Source organism: Stenotrophomonas rhizophila (assembly GCF_000661955.1).
Classification (GTDB): Bacteria; Pseudomonadota; Gammaproteobacteria; order Xanthomonadales; family Xanthomonadaceae; genus Stenotrophomonas; species Stenotrophomonas rhizophila.
Genome location: NZ_CP007597.1, coordinates 4,308,129 through 4,320,872, shown reverse-complemented (window position 1 = coordinate 4,320,872; position 12,744 = coordinate 4,308,129). Strand labels below are relative to the sequence as shown.

Annotated in this window: 14 protein-coding genes; 11 read left to right on the top strand and 3 right to left on the bottom strand. The window is 68.6% G+C overall.

Annotation, left to right across the window (positions count from 1 at the left end; translation table 11 throughout):
• Nucleotides 1-129 precede the first annotated feature (129 nt).
• From DX03_RS18980 to DX03_RS18970, 3 genes are all read left to right on the top strand, one after another.
• Nucleotides 130-447 (top strand): DUF4156 domain-containing protein, encoded by a 318-nt coding sequence (locus DX03_RS18980; protein WP_038691212.1) that lies wholly within the window; start codon nt 130-132, stop codon nt 445-447.
• 114 nt (nt 448-561) lie between these two features.
• Nucleotides 562-1,578, top strand: coding sequence for a 3-oxoacyl-ACP synthase III (locus DX03_RS18975; protein WP_038691210.1), 1,017 nt, complete (start codon nt 562-564; stop codon nt 1,576-1,578).
• Nucleotides 1,579-1,639: 61 nt separating this feature from the next.
• Nucleotides 1,640-2,530, top strand: a complete 891-nt coding sequence (locus tag DX03_RS18970; RefSeq protein WP_038691208.1) for an alpha/beta fold hydrolase — start codon at nt 1,640-1,642, stop codon at nt 2,528-2,530.
• 250 nt (nt 2,531-2,780) lie between these two features.
• On the opposite strand, the gene DX03_RS18965 is transcribed toward DX03_RS18970, so the two are convergent.
• The gene (locus DX03_RS18965) at nt 2,781-3,206 is read right to left on the bottom strand and encodes a YkgJ family cysteine cluster protein (protein ID WP_038691207.1); all 426 of its coding nucleotides are present in this window, start codon (nt 3,204-3,206) and stop codon (nt 2,781-2,783) included.
• Nucleotides 3,207-3,309: 103 nt separating this feature from the next.
• On the opposite strand from DX03_RS18965, the gene oleC reads away from it, so the two are divergent.
• From oleC to DX03_RS20815, 3 genes are all read left to right on the top strand, one after another.
• Nucleotides 3,310-4,965 (top strand): olefin beta-lactone synthetase, encoded by a 1,656-nt coding sequence (oleC, locus tag DX03_RS18960; RefSeq protein WP_038691205.1) that lies wholly within the window; start codon nt 3,310-3,312, stop codon nt 4,963-4,965.
• Nucleotides 4,962-5,972 (top strand): 2-alkyl-3-oxoalkanoate reductase, encoded by a 1,011-nt coding sequence (gene oleD, locus DX03_RS18955; RefSeq protein ID WP_038691203.1) that lies wholly within the window; start codon nt 4,962-4,964, stop codon nt 5,970-5,972. Before oleC ends, oleD begins: the two co-directional genes overlap by 4 nt.
• A 61-nt stretch (nt 5,973-6,033) precedes the next feature.
• A complete protein-coding gene (locus tag DX03_RS20815) occupies nt 6,034-6,189 on the top strand; it encodes a DUF1328 domain-containing protein (protein ID WP_038691201.1) in 156 nt (51 codons plus the stop codon).
• A gap of 80 nt (nt 6,190-6,269) precedes the next feature.
• Here the strand turns inward: DX03_RS20815 and ddlA are convergent, their stop codons facing one another.
• Nucleotides 6,270-7,376, bottom strand: a complete 1,107-nt coding sequence (gene ddlA, locus DX03_RS18945) for a D-alanine--D-alanine ligase (RefSeq protein WP_038691200.1) — start codon at nt 7,374-7,376, stop codon at nt 6,270-6,272.
• A 143-nt stretch (nt 7,377-7,519) separates the two neighbouring features.
• On the opposite strand from ddlA, the gene DX03_RS18940 reads away from it, so the two are divergent.
• From DX03_RS18940 to DX03_RS18930, 3 genes are all read left to right on the top strand, one after another.
• Complete coding sequence (locus DX03_RS18940; protein WP_038691198.1) at nt 7,520-8,161, top strand: ubiquinone biosynthesis accessory factor UbiJ; 642 nt, start codon at nt 7,520-7,522, stop codon at nt 8,159-8,161.
• Entirely contained in the window at nt 8,158-9,816 is a 1,659-nt protein-coding gene (ubiB, locus tag DX03_RS18935; RefSeq protein WP_038691196.1) for a ubiquinone biosynthesis regulatory protein kinase UbiB, read from the top strand. Before DX03_RS18940 ends, ubiB begins: the two co-directional genes overlap by 4 nt.
• 138 nt (nt 9,817-9,954) lie before the next feature.
• Nucleotides 9,955-10,695 (top strand): pseudouridine synthase, encoded by a 741-nt coding sequence (locus tag DX03_RS18930; protein ID WP_051599016.1) that lies wholly within the window; start codon nt 9,955-9,957, stop codon nt 10,693-10,695.
• 253 nt (nt 10,696-10,948) lie between these two features.
• On the opposite strand, the gene DX03_RS18925 is transcribed toward DX03_RS18930, so the two are convergent.
• Complete coding sequence (locus DX03_RS18925) at nt 10,949-11,512, bottom strand: DUF2059 domain-containing protein (protein WP_051598935.1); 564 nt, start codon at nt 11,510-11,512, stop codon at nt 10,949-10,951.
• 139 nt (nt 11,513-11,651) lie between these two features.
• Between DX03_RS18925 and arfB the strand changes: the two genes are divergently transcribed.
• Entirely contained in the window at nt 11,652-12,083 is a 432-nt protein-coding gene (gene arfB, locus DX03_RS18920; RefSeq protein WP_038691194.1) for an alternative ribosome rescue aminoacyl-tRNA hydrolase ArfB, read from the top strand.
• 4 nt (nt 12,084-12,087) lie between these two features.
• Complete coding sequence (locus DX03_RS18915) at nt 12,088-12,690, top strand: lysophospholipid acyltransferase family protein (RefSeq protein WP_038691192.1); 603 nt, start codon at nt 12,088-12,090, stop codon at nt 12,688-12,690.
• Nucleotides 12,691-12,744: the final 54 nt, after the last annotated feature.

The window sequence follows — 12,744 nt, the reverse complement described above, 5'->3', positions numbered from 1 at the left end:
GCCGGCCCCAGGCCGGCACCCTCGACAACGCCACCCGATGGGGGGCCGGGCCACCGCCCGGCACCCCATCACCCCCGATTCAGCCGTTTCCCGCACACTCCTTTCTCGTCGCCCAGCCAGGTTTCCCACATGCGCGTTCTTCTGATTTCCCTGCTCACCCTCAGCGCCACCGCCTGCACCTGGGTGCCGATCGAACCGGTGGGCAAGACCGTGCGCGTGCTGCCGGCCGGGCAGGTGCCCAGCGGCTGCCAGACCAAGGGCGAGGTGGTGGTGACGGTCAAGAGCAAGGTGGGCTTCTACAACCGCAACCCCTTGCGCGTGCAGGAAGAACTGGAAACCCTGGCACGCAACGAAGCCCCCAGCGCCGGGGCCAATGCGGTCCAGGCCGCCGGCCAGCCGGCCGATGGCAGCCAGCGCTTTCTGGCCTTCCAGTGCCCGCCGCGCTGAACCCTTCAGGCCGCCCGGCCGCACCATACGCCCGGGCGTGAATTCGTAAAGGTGCGGTGAAGGCAGCGCCGGCTTACAATAGCGCCCCCTTTGCCTGAGCCTTGGCGCTAACTGATGCTCTTCAAGAATGTCTCTATCGCCGGCCTGGCGCACATCGACGCGCCGCACACGCTGACGTCCAAGGAAATCAACGAACGTCTGCAGCCGACGCTGGATCGTCTGGGCATCCGTACCGACGTGCTCGGCGACATCGCCGGCATCCACGCCCGCCGCCTGTGGGACGCGGACATGCTCGCCTCCGACGCGGCCACCCTGGCGGCCCGCAAGGCGCTGGAAGACGCCGGCATCGGCGCCGACAAGATCGGCCTGCTGGTCAACACCTCGGTCAGCCGCGACTACCTGGAGCCGTCCACGGCCAGCATCGTCTCGGGCAACCTGGGCGTGGGCGACGAATGCATGACCTTCGACGTCGCCAATGCCTGCCTGGCCTTCATCAACGGCATGGACATCGCTGCGCGCATGCTTGAGCGCGGTGAGATCGACTACGCCCTGATCGTCGATGGCGAAACCGCCAACCTGGTCTACGAGAAGACCCTCGAGCGCATGGCCCTGCCGGGCGTGACTGCCGACGACTTCCGCAACGAGATGGCCGCCCTGACCCTGGGCTGCGGTGCCGCTGCCATGGTGATGGCGCGTACCGAGCTGGTGCCCGATGCCCCGCGTTACCGCGGTGGCGTGACCCGCTCGGCCACCGAGTGGAACCAGCTGTGCCGCGGCAACCTGGACCGCATGGTCACCGACACCCGCATGCTGCTGATCGAAGGCATCAAGCTGGCGCAGAAGACCTTCGTCGCCGCGCGCGAAGCGCTGGGCTGGGCGGTGGACGAACTGGACCAGTTCGTCATCCACCAGGTCAGCCAGCCGCACACCGCCGCGTTCATCAAGAACTTCGGCATCGACCCGAAGAAGGTCATGACCATCTTCGGCGAGCACGGCAACATCGGCCCGGCCTCGGTGCCGATCGTGCTGAGCAAGCTCAAGGAGCTGGGCCGCCTGAAGAAGGGCGACCGCATCGCGCTGCTGGGCATCGGTTCGGGCCTGAACTGCTCGATGGCCGAAGTGGTCTGGTAAGCAGACCGCTGCGTTGATTCCAAGGGCCGGTACTACCGGCCCTTTTTACAGGTGCGATTGCATGCCCCAGCTTCCCGGTTACCCCGCCCACCCGCAGCGTTTCGAGGTCCGCCCCGGCCTGTCGATGAATTACCTCGACGAAGGCCCGCGCGACGGCGAGGTGGTGGTGATGGTCCATGGCAACCCGTCGTGGAGCTATTACTGGCGCACGCTGGTGGCCGGGCTGTCGGATACATACCGCTGCATCGTGCCCGACCACATCGGCATGGGCCTGTCGGACAAGCCCGATGACGCGCATTACGACTACACGCTGCAGTCGCGCGTGGACGACCTGGACGCGCTGCTTCGGCACTTGGGCATCACCGGCCCGGTCACCCTGGCCGTGCACGACTGGGGCGGCATGATCGGCTTCGGCTGGGCGCTGTCGCACCATGCGCAGGTGAAACGGCTGGTGGTGCTCAACACCGCGGCGTTCCCGATGCCGGCGGCCAAGAAGATGCCGTGGCAGATCGCGCTGGGCCGGCACTGGAAGGTGGGCGAGTGGATCATCCGCACGTTCAACGCGTTTTCCTCCGGCGCCTCGTGGCTGGGCGTGGAGCGCAGGATGCCGGCCGACGTGCGCCGGGCTTACGTGTCGCCGTACAACAGCTACGCCAACCGCATCAGCACCATCCGCTTCATGCAGGACATCCCGCTGACGCCGGCCGACAAGGCCTGGTCGCTGCTGGCGCGCGCCGGTGAGGCGCTGCCGTCGTTCGCCGACCGCCCGGCCTTCATCGGCTGGGGCCTGCGTGACTTCGTGTTCGACCACCACTTCCTGGCCGGCTTCCAGGCCGCGCTGCCGCAGGCCCAGGTGCATGCCTTCGAGGATGCCGGGCATTACGTGCTGGAAGACAAGCACGAGGTGCTGGTGCCGAAGATCCGGGCGTTCCTGGACGCCAACCAGATCTGACCGATGGCGTGACGACCCACGGTCGTCACCTACCGATCAACCGGTTGATGCCGACGTTGGGCGGATCGAAACCCATCACCGGGCACCGACGTTCGGTCGGATCGAAACCCGTCACCGTGCACCGACGATTGGGCGGATTGAAACCCGTCACCGGGTACCGACGTTTGATCGAATCGGAACCCCTCCCCGGTAGAGCCGACCGTTGGTCGGCTGCCCTTCGCTCCGGGCCATCACCCCCGGACGCGCACCCTCACGCCGCGATCGGCGCCTGCGGGGCCGGCGAACTGCCGTTGTCGTCGGGATGATCATCATCGTTGTCCGCTGCGTCCCGCCAGCGCCAATCGGCCAGGGTCAGGGCCGGCATGCCGTGCGCTACCCGCGCCTTGTCGCACTGCGGGCTGGCCTTGCCGTACTCCCACGAGGCGTCCACCTCGCGGCACACGCTGGGCCGGTTGGGGTGGATGGTGCAGCGGGAATACACGCCGATCTCCGCATCCAGCGCCACGCAGTACACCGGCTTGGACAGGGTGCCGCGCATGCACAGCCGGTGCGGGTCCAGCACCTGGGTCAGTTCATGCGGCACGCCACCGGGGGTGACCTCGTCCGATTCCATCCAGTGGAACGCCACACGGTACTGGGTGCAGCAGGCGCCGCAGGTGAGGCAGGGATGGGACATGGGGTACCGGCCTTGGGCGGCAATCGAGCAGGAGGGAAGGGCGCGAATTTTCCACGCCGTTGGCCGTCGCGCAAGATTTTTCTGCAGCGGCGACAATGAACGGATGAACAGCCCCGTCAACATCGCCGCCCGCCTGCCCGAGCTGGCCCGTGAGCGCCCCGACCAGATTGCCATCCGCTGCCCGGGAAAGCCCGGCCCCGGCGGCATGGCGGCCTATGACGTCACCCTGGACTACCGCACCCTCAACGCACGCAGCGACGCGCTGGCCGCCGGCCTGGCCGCGCATGGCATCGGCCGTGGCGTGCGCGCGGTGGTGATGGTGCGGCCGTCCCCGGAATTCTTCCTGCTGATGTTCGCGCTGTTCAAGAACGGCGCGGTGCCGGTGCTGGTCGACCCCGGCATCGACAAGCGCGCGCTCAAACAGTGCCTGGAAGAGGCCCAGCCGCAGGCCTTCATCGGCATCGGCCTGGCCCACGTGGCGCGGCTGGTGCTGCGCTGGTGCCCGGGGGTGAAGACGCGGGTGACGGTGGGCCGGCGCTGGGGCTGGGGCGGCACCACGCTGGCCCGCATCGAGGCCGATGGCGCGCGGGCGCCGCAGCCGATGGCCGCCACCGACGGCGAGGATGTCGCCGCGATCCTGTTCACCAGCGGCTCCACCGGGGTGCCCAAGGGCGTGGTCTACCGCCACCGCCACTTCGTGGGCCAGGTCGACCTGCTGCGTGCCGCCTTCGGCATGGAGGCCGGCGGCGTCGACCTGCCGACCTTCCCGCCGTTTGCCCTGTTCGACCCGGCGCTGGGCCTGACCTCGGTGATCCCGGACATGGACCCCACGCGCCCGGCCAAGGCCGACCCGCGCAAGCTGCACGACGCCATCGCCCGCTTCGGCATCACCCAGCTGTTCGGCTCGCCGGCGCTGATGCGCGTGCTCGCCGACCATGGCCAGCCGCTGCAGGGCGTGCGCCGGGTTACCTCGGCCGGCGCGCCGGTGCCGCCGGACGTGGTGGCGCGGATCCGCCGGCTGCTGCCCGATGACGCGCAGTTCTGGACCCCGTACGGCGCCACCGAGTGCCTGCCGGTGGCGGTCATCGAAGGGCGCGAGCTGGACAGCACGCGCCAGGCCACCGAGGCCGGCGCCGGCACCTGCGTGGGCCGCGTGGTGGCGCCCAACCAGGTGCGCATCATCGCCATCGACGACGCGCCGCTGCCGCAGTGGTCGCAGGTACGCGAACTGGCGGTGGGCGAGGTGGGCGAGATCACCGTGGCCGGCCCGACCGCCACCGACAGCTACTTCAACCGCCCCCAGGCCACGGCCGCGGCCAAGATCAGCGAAGTGCTGGTCGATGGCCGCACCCAGGTAGTGCACCGCATGGGCGATGTGGGCTACTTCGACGCGCAGGGCCGGTTGTGGTTCTGCGGGCGCAAGACCCAGCGGCTGGAAACCGCGCACGGCCCGCTGTACACCGAACAGGTGGAGCCGGTGTTCAATGCGCTGGACGGCATCGCCCGCACCGCGCTGGTCGGCGTGGGGCCGGCCGGCCGGCAGCGGCCGGTGCTGTGCGTGGAGCTGCAGCCCGGCGCGGCCGATACGCCGGCGCTGCGCGAGCGCCTGCGCCACGAGGCCGACGCGCACCCGCACACCACCCGCATCGAACAGTTCCTGATGCACCCGGGCTTCCCGGTGGATATCCGCCACAACGCCAAGATCGGCCGCGAGAAGCTGGCTGTCTGGGCCGCAACCCAAGTGGAAACGCACGCATGAAGATCCTGGTGACCGGTGGTGGTGGCTTCCTCGGGCAGGCGCTGTGCCGCGGGCTGGTGCAGCGTGGCCACCAGGTGCTCAGTTTCAACCGGGGCGATTACCCGCCGCTGGCCGCGCTGGGCGTGGGCCAGATCCGCGGCGACCTGGCCGACGCCGATGCCGTGCGACACGCCGTGGCCGGGGTCGATGCGGTCTTCCACAACGGGGCCAAGGCCGGCGCATGGGGCAGCTATGACAGCTACTTCCAGGCCAACGTGGTGGGCACCGACAACGTGATTGCCGCCTGTCGCGAACACGGCGTGGGCAAGCTGATCTACACCTCCACGCCCAGCGTGACCCACCGCGCCACCCATCCGGTGGAAGGGCTGGGGGCCGACGAGGTGCCTTACGGCGAAGACTTCCAGGCGCCCTACGCGGCCACCAAGACCCTCGCCGAGCAGCGTGTGCTGGCCGCCAACGATGCCACCCTGGCCACGGTGGCGCTGCGCCCGCGGCTGATCTGGGGCCCGGGCGACCAGCAACTGGTGCCACGCCTTGCCGAACGCGCGCGCGCGGGCCGGCTGCGCTTCGTCGGCGACGGTACCAACCTGGTCGACACGACCTACATCGACAATGCCGCGCTGGCCCATTTCCTGGCCTTTGAACACCTCGCCCCCGGCGCGGCGTGCGCGGGCAAGGCGTACTTCATCTCCAACGGCGAACCGTTGCCGATGCGCGAGCTGCTCAACAAGCTGATGGCCGCCGTGGGCGCCCCGGCGGTGGAGAAGTCGATCAGCTTCAAGACCGCCTACCGCATCGGCGCGGTGGCCGAACGCCTGTGGCCGCTGCTGCGCCTGCGCGGCGAACCGCCGATGACCCGCTTCCTGGCCGAGCAGCTGTGCACGCCGCACTGGTACAGCATGGAGCCGGCGCGCCGCGACTTCGGCTACGTGCCGCAGGTGAGCATTGACGAAGGCCTCACGAGGCTGAAGTCTTCATCGCGCGCAGAGGGCGCCATCACTTCCTGAACACCGCGGTTTGGTGAAGATTGCAGCACGCCAATCCGGCACGCATTACGCGAGGATCGACATGCTGCATTACGCCGTAATCTTTTTCGTCATCGCCATCATCGCGGCGGTGCTCGGCTTCTCCGGCATCGCCGGCGCTGCCAGTAACATTGCCTGGATCCTGTTTGTGGTGTTCCTGATCCTGGCGGTGGTGTCGATGTTCCGCAAGCGAGGGTAGTTCGCCGGGCAGCCCGCGCTACCTCTCTCCAGCGCGGGGTGCCCAGCGGCGCCTGACGACGGCCTGATCCTCGAAAGGGGTCAGGCCGTCGTCGTAATGGAGCTCTGCAGCGCACGTTCGCCCGCATGCCGCTCCAGCGCCAGTTCCAGCAGGCGGGTGATCAAGGCGGTGTAGCCCAGCCCGCTGGCCGCCCACAGCTTGGGATACATGCTGATCCGGGTGAAGCCGGGCAGGGTGTTGATCTCGTTGATGACCACCTCGCCATCGCGGCCGAGGAACACATCCACCCGCGCCAGCCCGGCGCAGTCCAGGGCCTGGTAGGCACGCACGGCAATGGCGCGGATACGCTGCTGGTCGGCGTCGCTGATCGCCGCCGGCACCACCACGTCGGCGCCGTGCTCGCTGATGTACTTGGTGTCGTACGAATAGAATTCGTCGTGCACCACCACCTCGCCGCAGACGCTGGCCTCCGGCGTTTCATTGCCCAGCACCGCGCACTCGATCTCGCGGCCGTCGATGGCCGTTTCCACCAGTGCCTTGTGGTCGTAGGACAGCGCCAGCGCCAGTGCCTCATGGAACTGCTGCGCGGTGTGCACCTTGCTCACGCCCACCGACGAGCCCTGGTTGGCCGGTTTGACGAACAGTGGCGCGCCCAGCTGCGCCACCAGGGCCGCGTAGTCGGCGTTGGCTGCGCTGGCGCGGTTGAAGCAGACGAACGGGGCCACGGCCAGGCCGGCATCACGCAGCAGGCGTTTGGCCACGTCCTTGTCCATCGCCACCGCCGACCCGAGCACGCCAGCGCCCACGAACGGCAGGTTGGCCATGCGTAGCAGGCCCTGCAGCGAGCCGTCCTCGCCCAGCGTGCCGTGCACGATGGGGAACACCACGTCGATCTGTTCCAGCGCGGTGGCCGGGTCGGTGGGCACCAGCTGCTGGCGCGCCACGCCCGGATGCACGGCCACCGCATTGCCCGAGGGGTTCAGCGCGATCCGCGCCGGGTCCTCGGCGTGCAGCAGGAAGGCCTGCGGGTCGCTCACATGCCACTGGCCCTGCTTGTCGATGCCGATCAGGGTGACGTCGAACCGTTCCTTGTCCAGCGCATCGACGATGTTCTTCGCCGACTGCAACGACACTTCATGCTCGGCCGAACGGCCACCGAAAATGATGCCTACCCGCGTCTTGCCCATGCCTGCTGCTGCTCCTGCGTGTGTATGTGGACCCTTAGCATGAACCGGTCCGCCGGCCGTGGCGCACCCGGCCTTCATCCACGCGTCAGGCTGGGCACCGTGGCGACGGTTCCCGCCTGCCATGGGCCGGTTAGAATGCACCGATGGCCCGTTCCCTCCTCAGTTCCCTCAAGCCGCTGGCCGGCAATGCGCTGCAGCTGGCGCTCAACCGCGCGCTGGCGCTGGACCCGGACACCCGGGGCGCACTGGCCGCGCTGGATGGCCGCCACATCGCGCTCACCCTGGAATCGCCCGCGCTGGCGATGCGGATCGGGGTGGACGGGGAGCGGCTGACGGTGGGCCCGGTGGACCCGCAGCAGGAACCGGACCTGGCGGTGCGCAGCACGCTGGGTGGGGTGCTGGCGCAACTGCCGTTCCTGGCCAATGCACGCCGTGGCGGCACCGCCCCGGCCGGGCGGGTCAAGGTTTCCGGCGATGCCGAGCTGGCGCGTCGCCTGCAGCAGCTGGCGAGCCGTTTCGATCCGGACTGGCAGCAGCCGTTCGTGCGTGTGTTCGGCGAGGTGCTGGGGGTGCAGGTGGCCAACAGCCTGCGTTCGGCGCTGCAGCACGCGCGCCGCGGCGCGTCCGACCTGGCGCACAGCGCCGCTGAATTTGTCACCGAGGAGTCCCGCGACGTGGTACCGCGAGCAGAACTGGAAGCCTTCCACGACGACGTGGATGTGATGCGCGACGATGTGGAACGCATTACCGTGCGCGTGCAGCGCCTGCGCCAGGTGCGCGCATGAAGGCGATGTTCCGCGCCACCCGCATTGGCCGCGTGATCCTGCGTTACCGCCTGGACGACCTGCTGGAAGGCACCGTGGCCGAGCGCTGGCTGCGCGTGGCCAAGCCGTTCGTGCCGCGCGCCTCGGCCGACATCGCCGCCCAGTCGCGCGGCGCGCGCCTGCGCCTGGCGCTGCAGGACCTCGGCCCGATCTTCGTCAAGTTCGGGCAGATCCTGTCCACCCGCCGCGACCTGATCCCGGCCGACATCGCCAACGAACTCACCCTGCTGCAGGACCGGGTGAAGCCGTTTGACGGTGCCACCGCGCAGCGCATCGTCGAGCAGGCGCTGGGCCGCCCGGTCAGTGAGGCGTTCGCCAGCTTCGACCTGCAGCCGCTGGCCTCGGCCTCGATCGCGCAGGTGCATGCGGCCACCCTCGCCGATGGCCGCCAGGTGGTGGTCAAGGTGCTGCGCCCCGACATTGAAAAGCAGATCGGCGCCGATATCGCGCTGCTCAACTCCGCTGCCGCGCTGGTCGAGCGCACCCACCCGCGCGCCGACAAGATCCGCCCGCGCGAAGTGGTGGCCGAAGTGGAGAACACCCTGGCCGCCGAACTGGACCTGCAGCGCGAAGGCGCCAATGCCAGCGTGCTGCGCCGCAACTGGGTCGACTCGGACGACCTGTACGTACCGGAAGTGATCTGGAGCCACACCGCCGAGCGCGCGCTCACCCTGGAACGGGTGTGGGGCATTCCGTCGGACGACATCGCCGCGCTCGACAAGGCCGGCATCGACCGCAAGGCACTGGCCGCCAAGGGCGTACGGGTGTTCTACACCCAGGTGTTCCGCGACAACTTCTTCCATGCCGATGCGCACGCCGGCAACATCTGGGTCGACATCGATCCGGCCCGGCGTGACAACCCGCGCTTCATCGCGCTGGACTTCGGCATCATGGGCCAGCTGTCCGAGCAGGATCAGTACTACCTCGCCGAAAACTTCATGGCCATCTTCAACAAGGACTACCGGCGCATGGCCGAGCTCCACGTTGAAGCCGGCTGGATGCCCAACAACGTGCGCATCGACGAGCTGGAAGCGGCGGCGCGTTCGGTATGCGAACCGTATTTCACCCGCCCGCTGTCGCAGATCTCGCTGGCCGAAGTACTGATCAAGCTGTTCCGCGTGGCGCAGCGCTACGAGCTGACCCTGCAGCCGCAGCTGATCCTGCTGCAGAAGACCCTGCTCAACATCGAAGGCGTGGGCCGCCAGCTCGACCCGGAGCTGGACATCTGGGCGGTGGCACGGCCGGTGCTGGAACGCATCCTGCGCGAGCGTTACAGCCCGCGCCGGGTGCTGAAGGAGCTGCGCAAGCGGCTGCCGGAAATCATGACCCACACCCCCGACATGCCGCGCCTGGTGCACGCCTGGTTGAAGCAGCAGGTGGAAGGCGGGCACGAGCTGTCGATGCGCTCGCAGGACCTGGTGGCGCTCAACACCAACCTGCAGAAGCTGCAGAAGCGCGCGGTGGCGGCGATCGCCGGTGTCGGCCTGTTGATCGTGGCGGCGGTGCTGTACGGCATGCAGCCGGGCGGCTGGTACTTCGGCGATGCGCCGGTATGGAGCTGGGTGAGCGGCGCGGCCGGCCTGTTCTCGCTGGCCAGTGCGTGGTGGCGGCGCTGACCTGGGGCTGCAGGTACTCACGGCTGCCCTCGACGCCAGTGTGCGCGATGATCCGCAACGACGGATTGATCGCGGCACGCAGCGCCGCCTGAATCATCACCGATGGCGCTGCCCGCGCGTGGCGGGGATAATCGGTCGGTGAACGATACCGATACCGACAGCGCACTCCCCGCCACCGCCGACGCGGCCCCGCTGCAGCTGCTGCACGTGGACGATCGCCTGGCCGTGGTCAACAAGCCCGCCGGGCTGATGGTCCACGACAGCAAACTGGCCCGTGGCGAAGACGACTTCCTCGCCGACCGCCTGCGCGAGCAGCTCGGCAAGCCGATCTTCCTCGTGCATCGTCTGGACCGTGCCACCAGTGGCTGCCTGCTGCTGGCCTTCGACCGCGAAAGCGCCAGCGTGCTGGGCAAGGCGCTGATGGGCGGTGACGTGACCAAGGACTATCTGGCCATCTGCCGCGGTTGGCCGGCCGAGGAGGCGTTCACCGTCGACCACGACCTCGACGGTGGTCCGGGCAAGCCGGTCAAGAAACAGGCCATCACCCATTTCCAGCGCGTGGCCGTGGGCGAGATCGCCGTGCCCGTCGGCGAGTTCGACACCTCGCGCTATGCGCTGCTGCGCTGCCAGCCGCAGACCGGCCGCTTCCGCCAGATCCGCCGCCACCTCAAGCACCTGTCGCATCACCTGATCGGCGACACCAGCCATGGTGATGGACGGCACAACCGCAGCTTCCGCATGCAGGGCATCCACCGCATGCTGCTGCACGCCGAACGCCTGCGCTTCCCGCACCCCGATGGCACCGCGATGGATGTCAGCGCCCCGGTGGACGGTGAGTTCCGCAAGGCGATGGATCTGTTGGGGTGGGATGCGGTTTGAGCGGGGTCTGGTCGGGCTGAAATGTGCCCGGGATCCAACCGGCTGAAATGTGCCCGGAATCCAACCCGGTAGAGCCGACCGTTGGTCGGCTGCTCCACACGCGGCACCCGGGTTATCCGTGCAGCCGACCAACGGTCGGCTCTACGCCCGAGGTGCCGCATGCAGCCAACCAACCGCCCGGAATCCAACCGGGTAGAGCCGAGGTGGTGTCCGTGCAACCGACCAACGGTCGGTTCTACCGGGGCGGGGTGCGTTACCGGGCGGGCGGCGGCGTCGGCGCCGGCGCCTCGTTCATGATCGCCTCGAGGTCCTTCTGCAGGTCCACGAACAGCGGCTGCATCTTTTCCTGGATGGCCACCATCACGTTCTGCATCAGCGCCGGGGTCTTGTCGAGCAGGCTCTGGCCGGCCGAGCTCTCGTAGAACTCGGCCATCGCCAGTACGTCTTCCTTGCTGAAGCTCTTCTTGTACAGGTCCACGTACATCGGCCGCAGCTGCTGCCACGACAGCGCCTGGCGGATGGTCTGGGTGGTGCGTGCCTCCATCCGCTTCATCTGTTCCTGCTGCTGCGCGTCCAGCTGGCGCTGCTGGGCCACCTGCTGGAACTGCTGGCGCTGCATCGCCTCGATCTGCGGCAGCATGCTGTCCAGCATGGTCTGCGCACGTGAGGCGGCCAGCAGCCGGTTGATGTCGGCATCGGACGGCGGCGCGGCCACTGCCGGCGCGATCGCGGCCAGGCCGAGCGCCAGGACAAGGCCGACACGGGTCAGCGCACGGCGGGGAGTGGTGGCAATGGCCAGGGAGCGGATCAAAAGCATGTGCGGGGCATCCTGCGTGGCATGGAACCCCGAGGATACCTGCGAAGGCGTCAGCAGGCCGTAGTTTGCGGACGTTATCGGCGTCATCGGGGATGTTTGCCCCACCCCTGGACCCGGTCCTGCCTTTACAATGCCGCCCATGGCTTCTGCACCCGTCATCATCAGCGCGCACCTGTCGATTCCCGATGCGGAACTCGTCGAGCGGTTCGTGCGCGCCAGCGGCGCCGGCGGCCAGAACGTCAACAAGGTCTCCACCGCCGTGGAACTGCGTTTCGACGTGGCCGGCTCGCCGTCGCTGCCCGAACCACTGCGCTCGCGCCTGCTGGCGCGGCGCGACCGGCGCATGACCGGCGAAGGCGTGCTGGTCATCGACGCCCAGCGCTTCCGCACCCAGGACCGCAACCGCGACGATGCCCGCGAGCGCCTGGCCGCCTTCATCCAGGAAAGCCTCAGCGTGCCCAAGCCGCGCGTGGCCACCAAGCCCTCGTATGGCGCCAAGCTGCGCCGCCTGGACGAGAAAAAAGGCCGCGCGCAGATCAAGCGCGGACGCACCACACGCAATTGGGAGTGATTGCTTGAACAACCGAAGTCCGCTGTTGCCGGCCGTTCCGCCCAACATGCCGCAGGTCAAACCGAACCGCTTCCTTCGCTGGCTGGCCCGCTGCACGTTGCGCCTGGGCGGCTGGAAGGTGGTGGGCACCTTCCCCGACGTGCCCAAGCTGGTCTTCATCATTGCCCCGCACTCGTCCAACTGGGACGGGTTCTGGGGCATGGCGGCCAAGATCGCGCTGGGTATGCAGGTGAAGGTGCTGGGCAAGGCCTCGCTGTTCTGGTGGCCGCTGTCGCCGCTGCTGCGCGCGCTGGGCGTGATCCCGCTGGACCGCAGCTCGCCGCAGGGCACCGTCGAGCAGGCGGTCAGCCTGATCCGGGGATCCGAACGCATGTGGTATGCCATCACCCCCGAAGGCACCCGCAAGGCGGTGACCCACTGGAAGGCCGGGTTCCTGAAGATCGCGCGGATGGCCGACGTGCCGGTGCTGGCGGCGTACTTCCACTACCCGGAGAAGGTCATCGGGATCGGCCCGCTGTTCCACTCCAGCGGCGACGACGCGGCCGACATGGCCGCCATCCGCGCCTATTACCAGCCGTGGCAGGGCAAGAACCGCGGCACCGTCTGAGTCCCGCCAGCCCCCGCCGTGGCTGGCGCCGGGGGCTGCACAGCCATACGCCAC

Bases quoted from the DNA above. Each gene is read 5' to 3' on its own strand.
- DX03_RS18975 (WP_038691210.1), top strand. From the start codon at position 562: ATGCTCTTCAAGAATGTCTCTATCGCCGGCCTGGCGCACATCGACGCG.
- DX03_RS18980 (WP_038691212.1), top strand. From the start codon at position 130: ATGCGCGTTCTTCTGATTTCCCTGCTCACCCTCAGCGCCACCGCCTGC.
- arfB (WP_038691194.1), top strand. From the start codon at position 11,652: ATGGCTTCTGCACCCGTCATCATCAGCGCGCACCTGTCGATTCCCGAT.
- DX03_RS18940 (WP_038691198.1), top strand. From the start codon at position 7,520: ATGGCCCGTTCCCTCCTCAGTTCCCTCAAGCCGCTGGCCGGCAATGCG.
- DX03_RS18925 (WP_051598935.1), bottom strand. From the start codon at position 11,512: ATGCTTTTGATCCGCTCCCTGGCCATTGCCACCACTCCCCGCCGTGCG.
- oleC (WP_038691205.1), top strand. From the start codon at position 3,310: ATGAACAGCCCCGTCAACATCGCCGCCCGCCTGCCCGAGCTGGCCCGT.
- DX03_RS20815 (WP_038691201.1), top strand. From the start codon at position 6,034: ATGCTGCATTACGCCGTAATCTTTTTCGTCATCGCCATCATCGCGGCG.
- DX03_RS18970 (WP_038691208.1), top strand. From the start codon at position 1,640: ATGCCCCAGCTTCCCGGTTACCCCGCCCACCCGCAGCGTTTCGAGGTC.
- oleD (WP_038691203.1), top strand. From the start codon at position 4,962: ATGAAGATCCTGGTGACCGGTGGTGGTGGCTTCCTCGGGCAGGCGCTG.
- DX03_RS18965 (WP_038691207.1), bottom strand. From the start codon at position 3,206: ATGTCCCATCCCTGCCTCACCTGCGGCGCCTGCTGCACCCAGTACCGT.
- ubiB (WP_038691196.1), top strand. From the start codon at position 8,158: ATGAAGGCGATGTTCCGCGCCACCCGCATTGGCCGCGTGATCCTGCGT.
- ddlA (WP_038691200.1), bottom strand. From the start codon at position 7,376: ATGGGCAAGACGCGGGTAGGCATCATTTTCGGTGGCCGTTCGGCCGAG.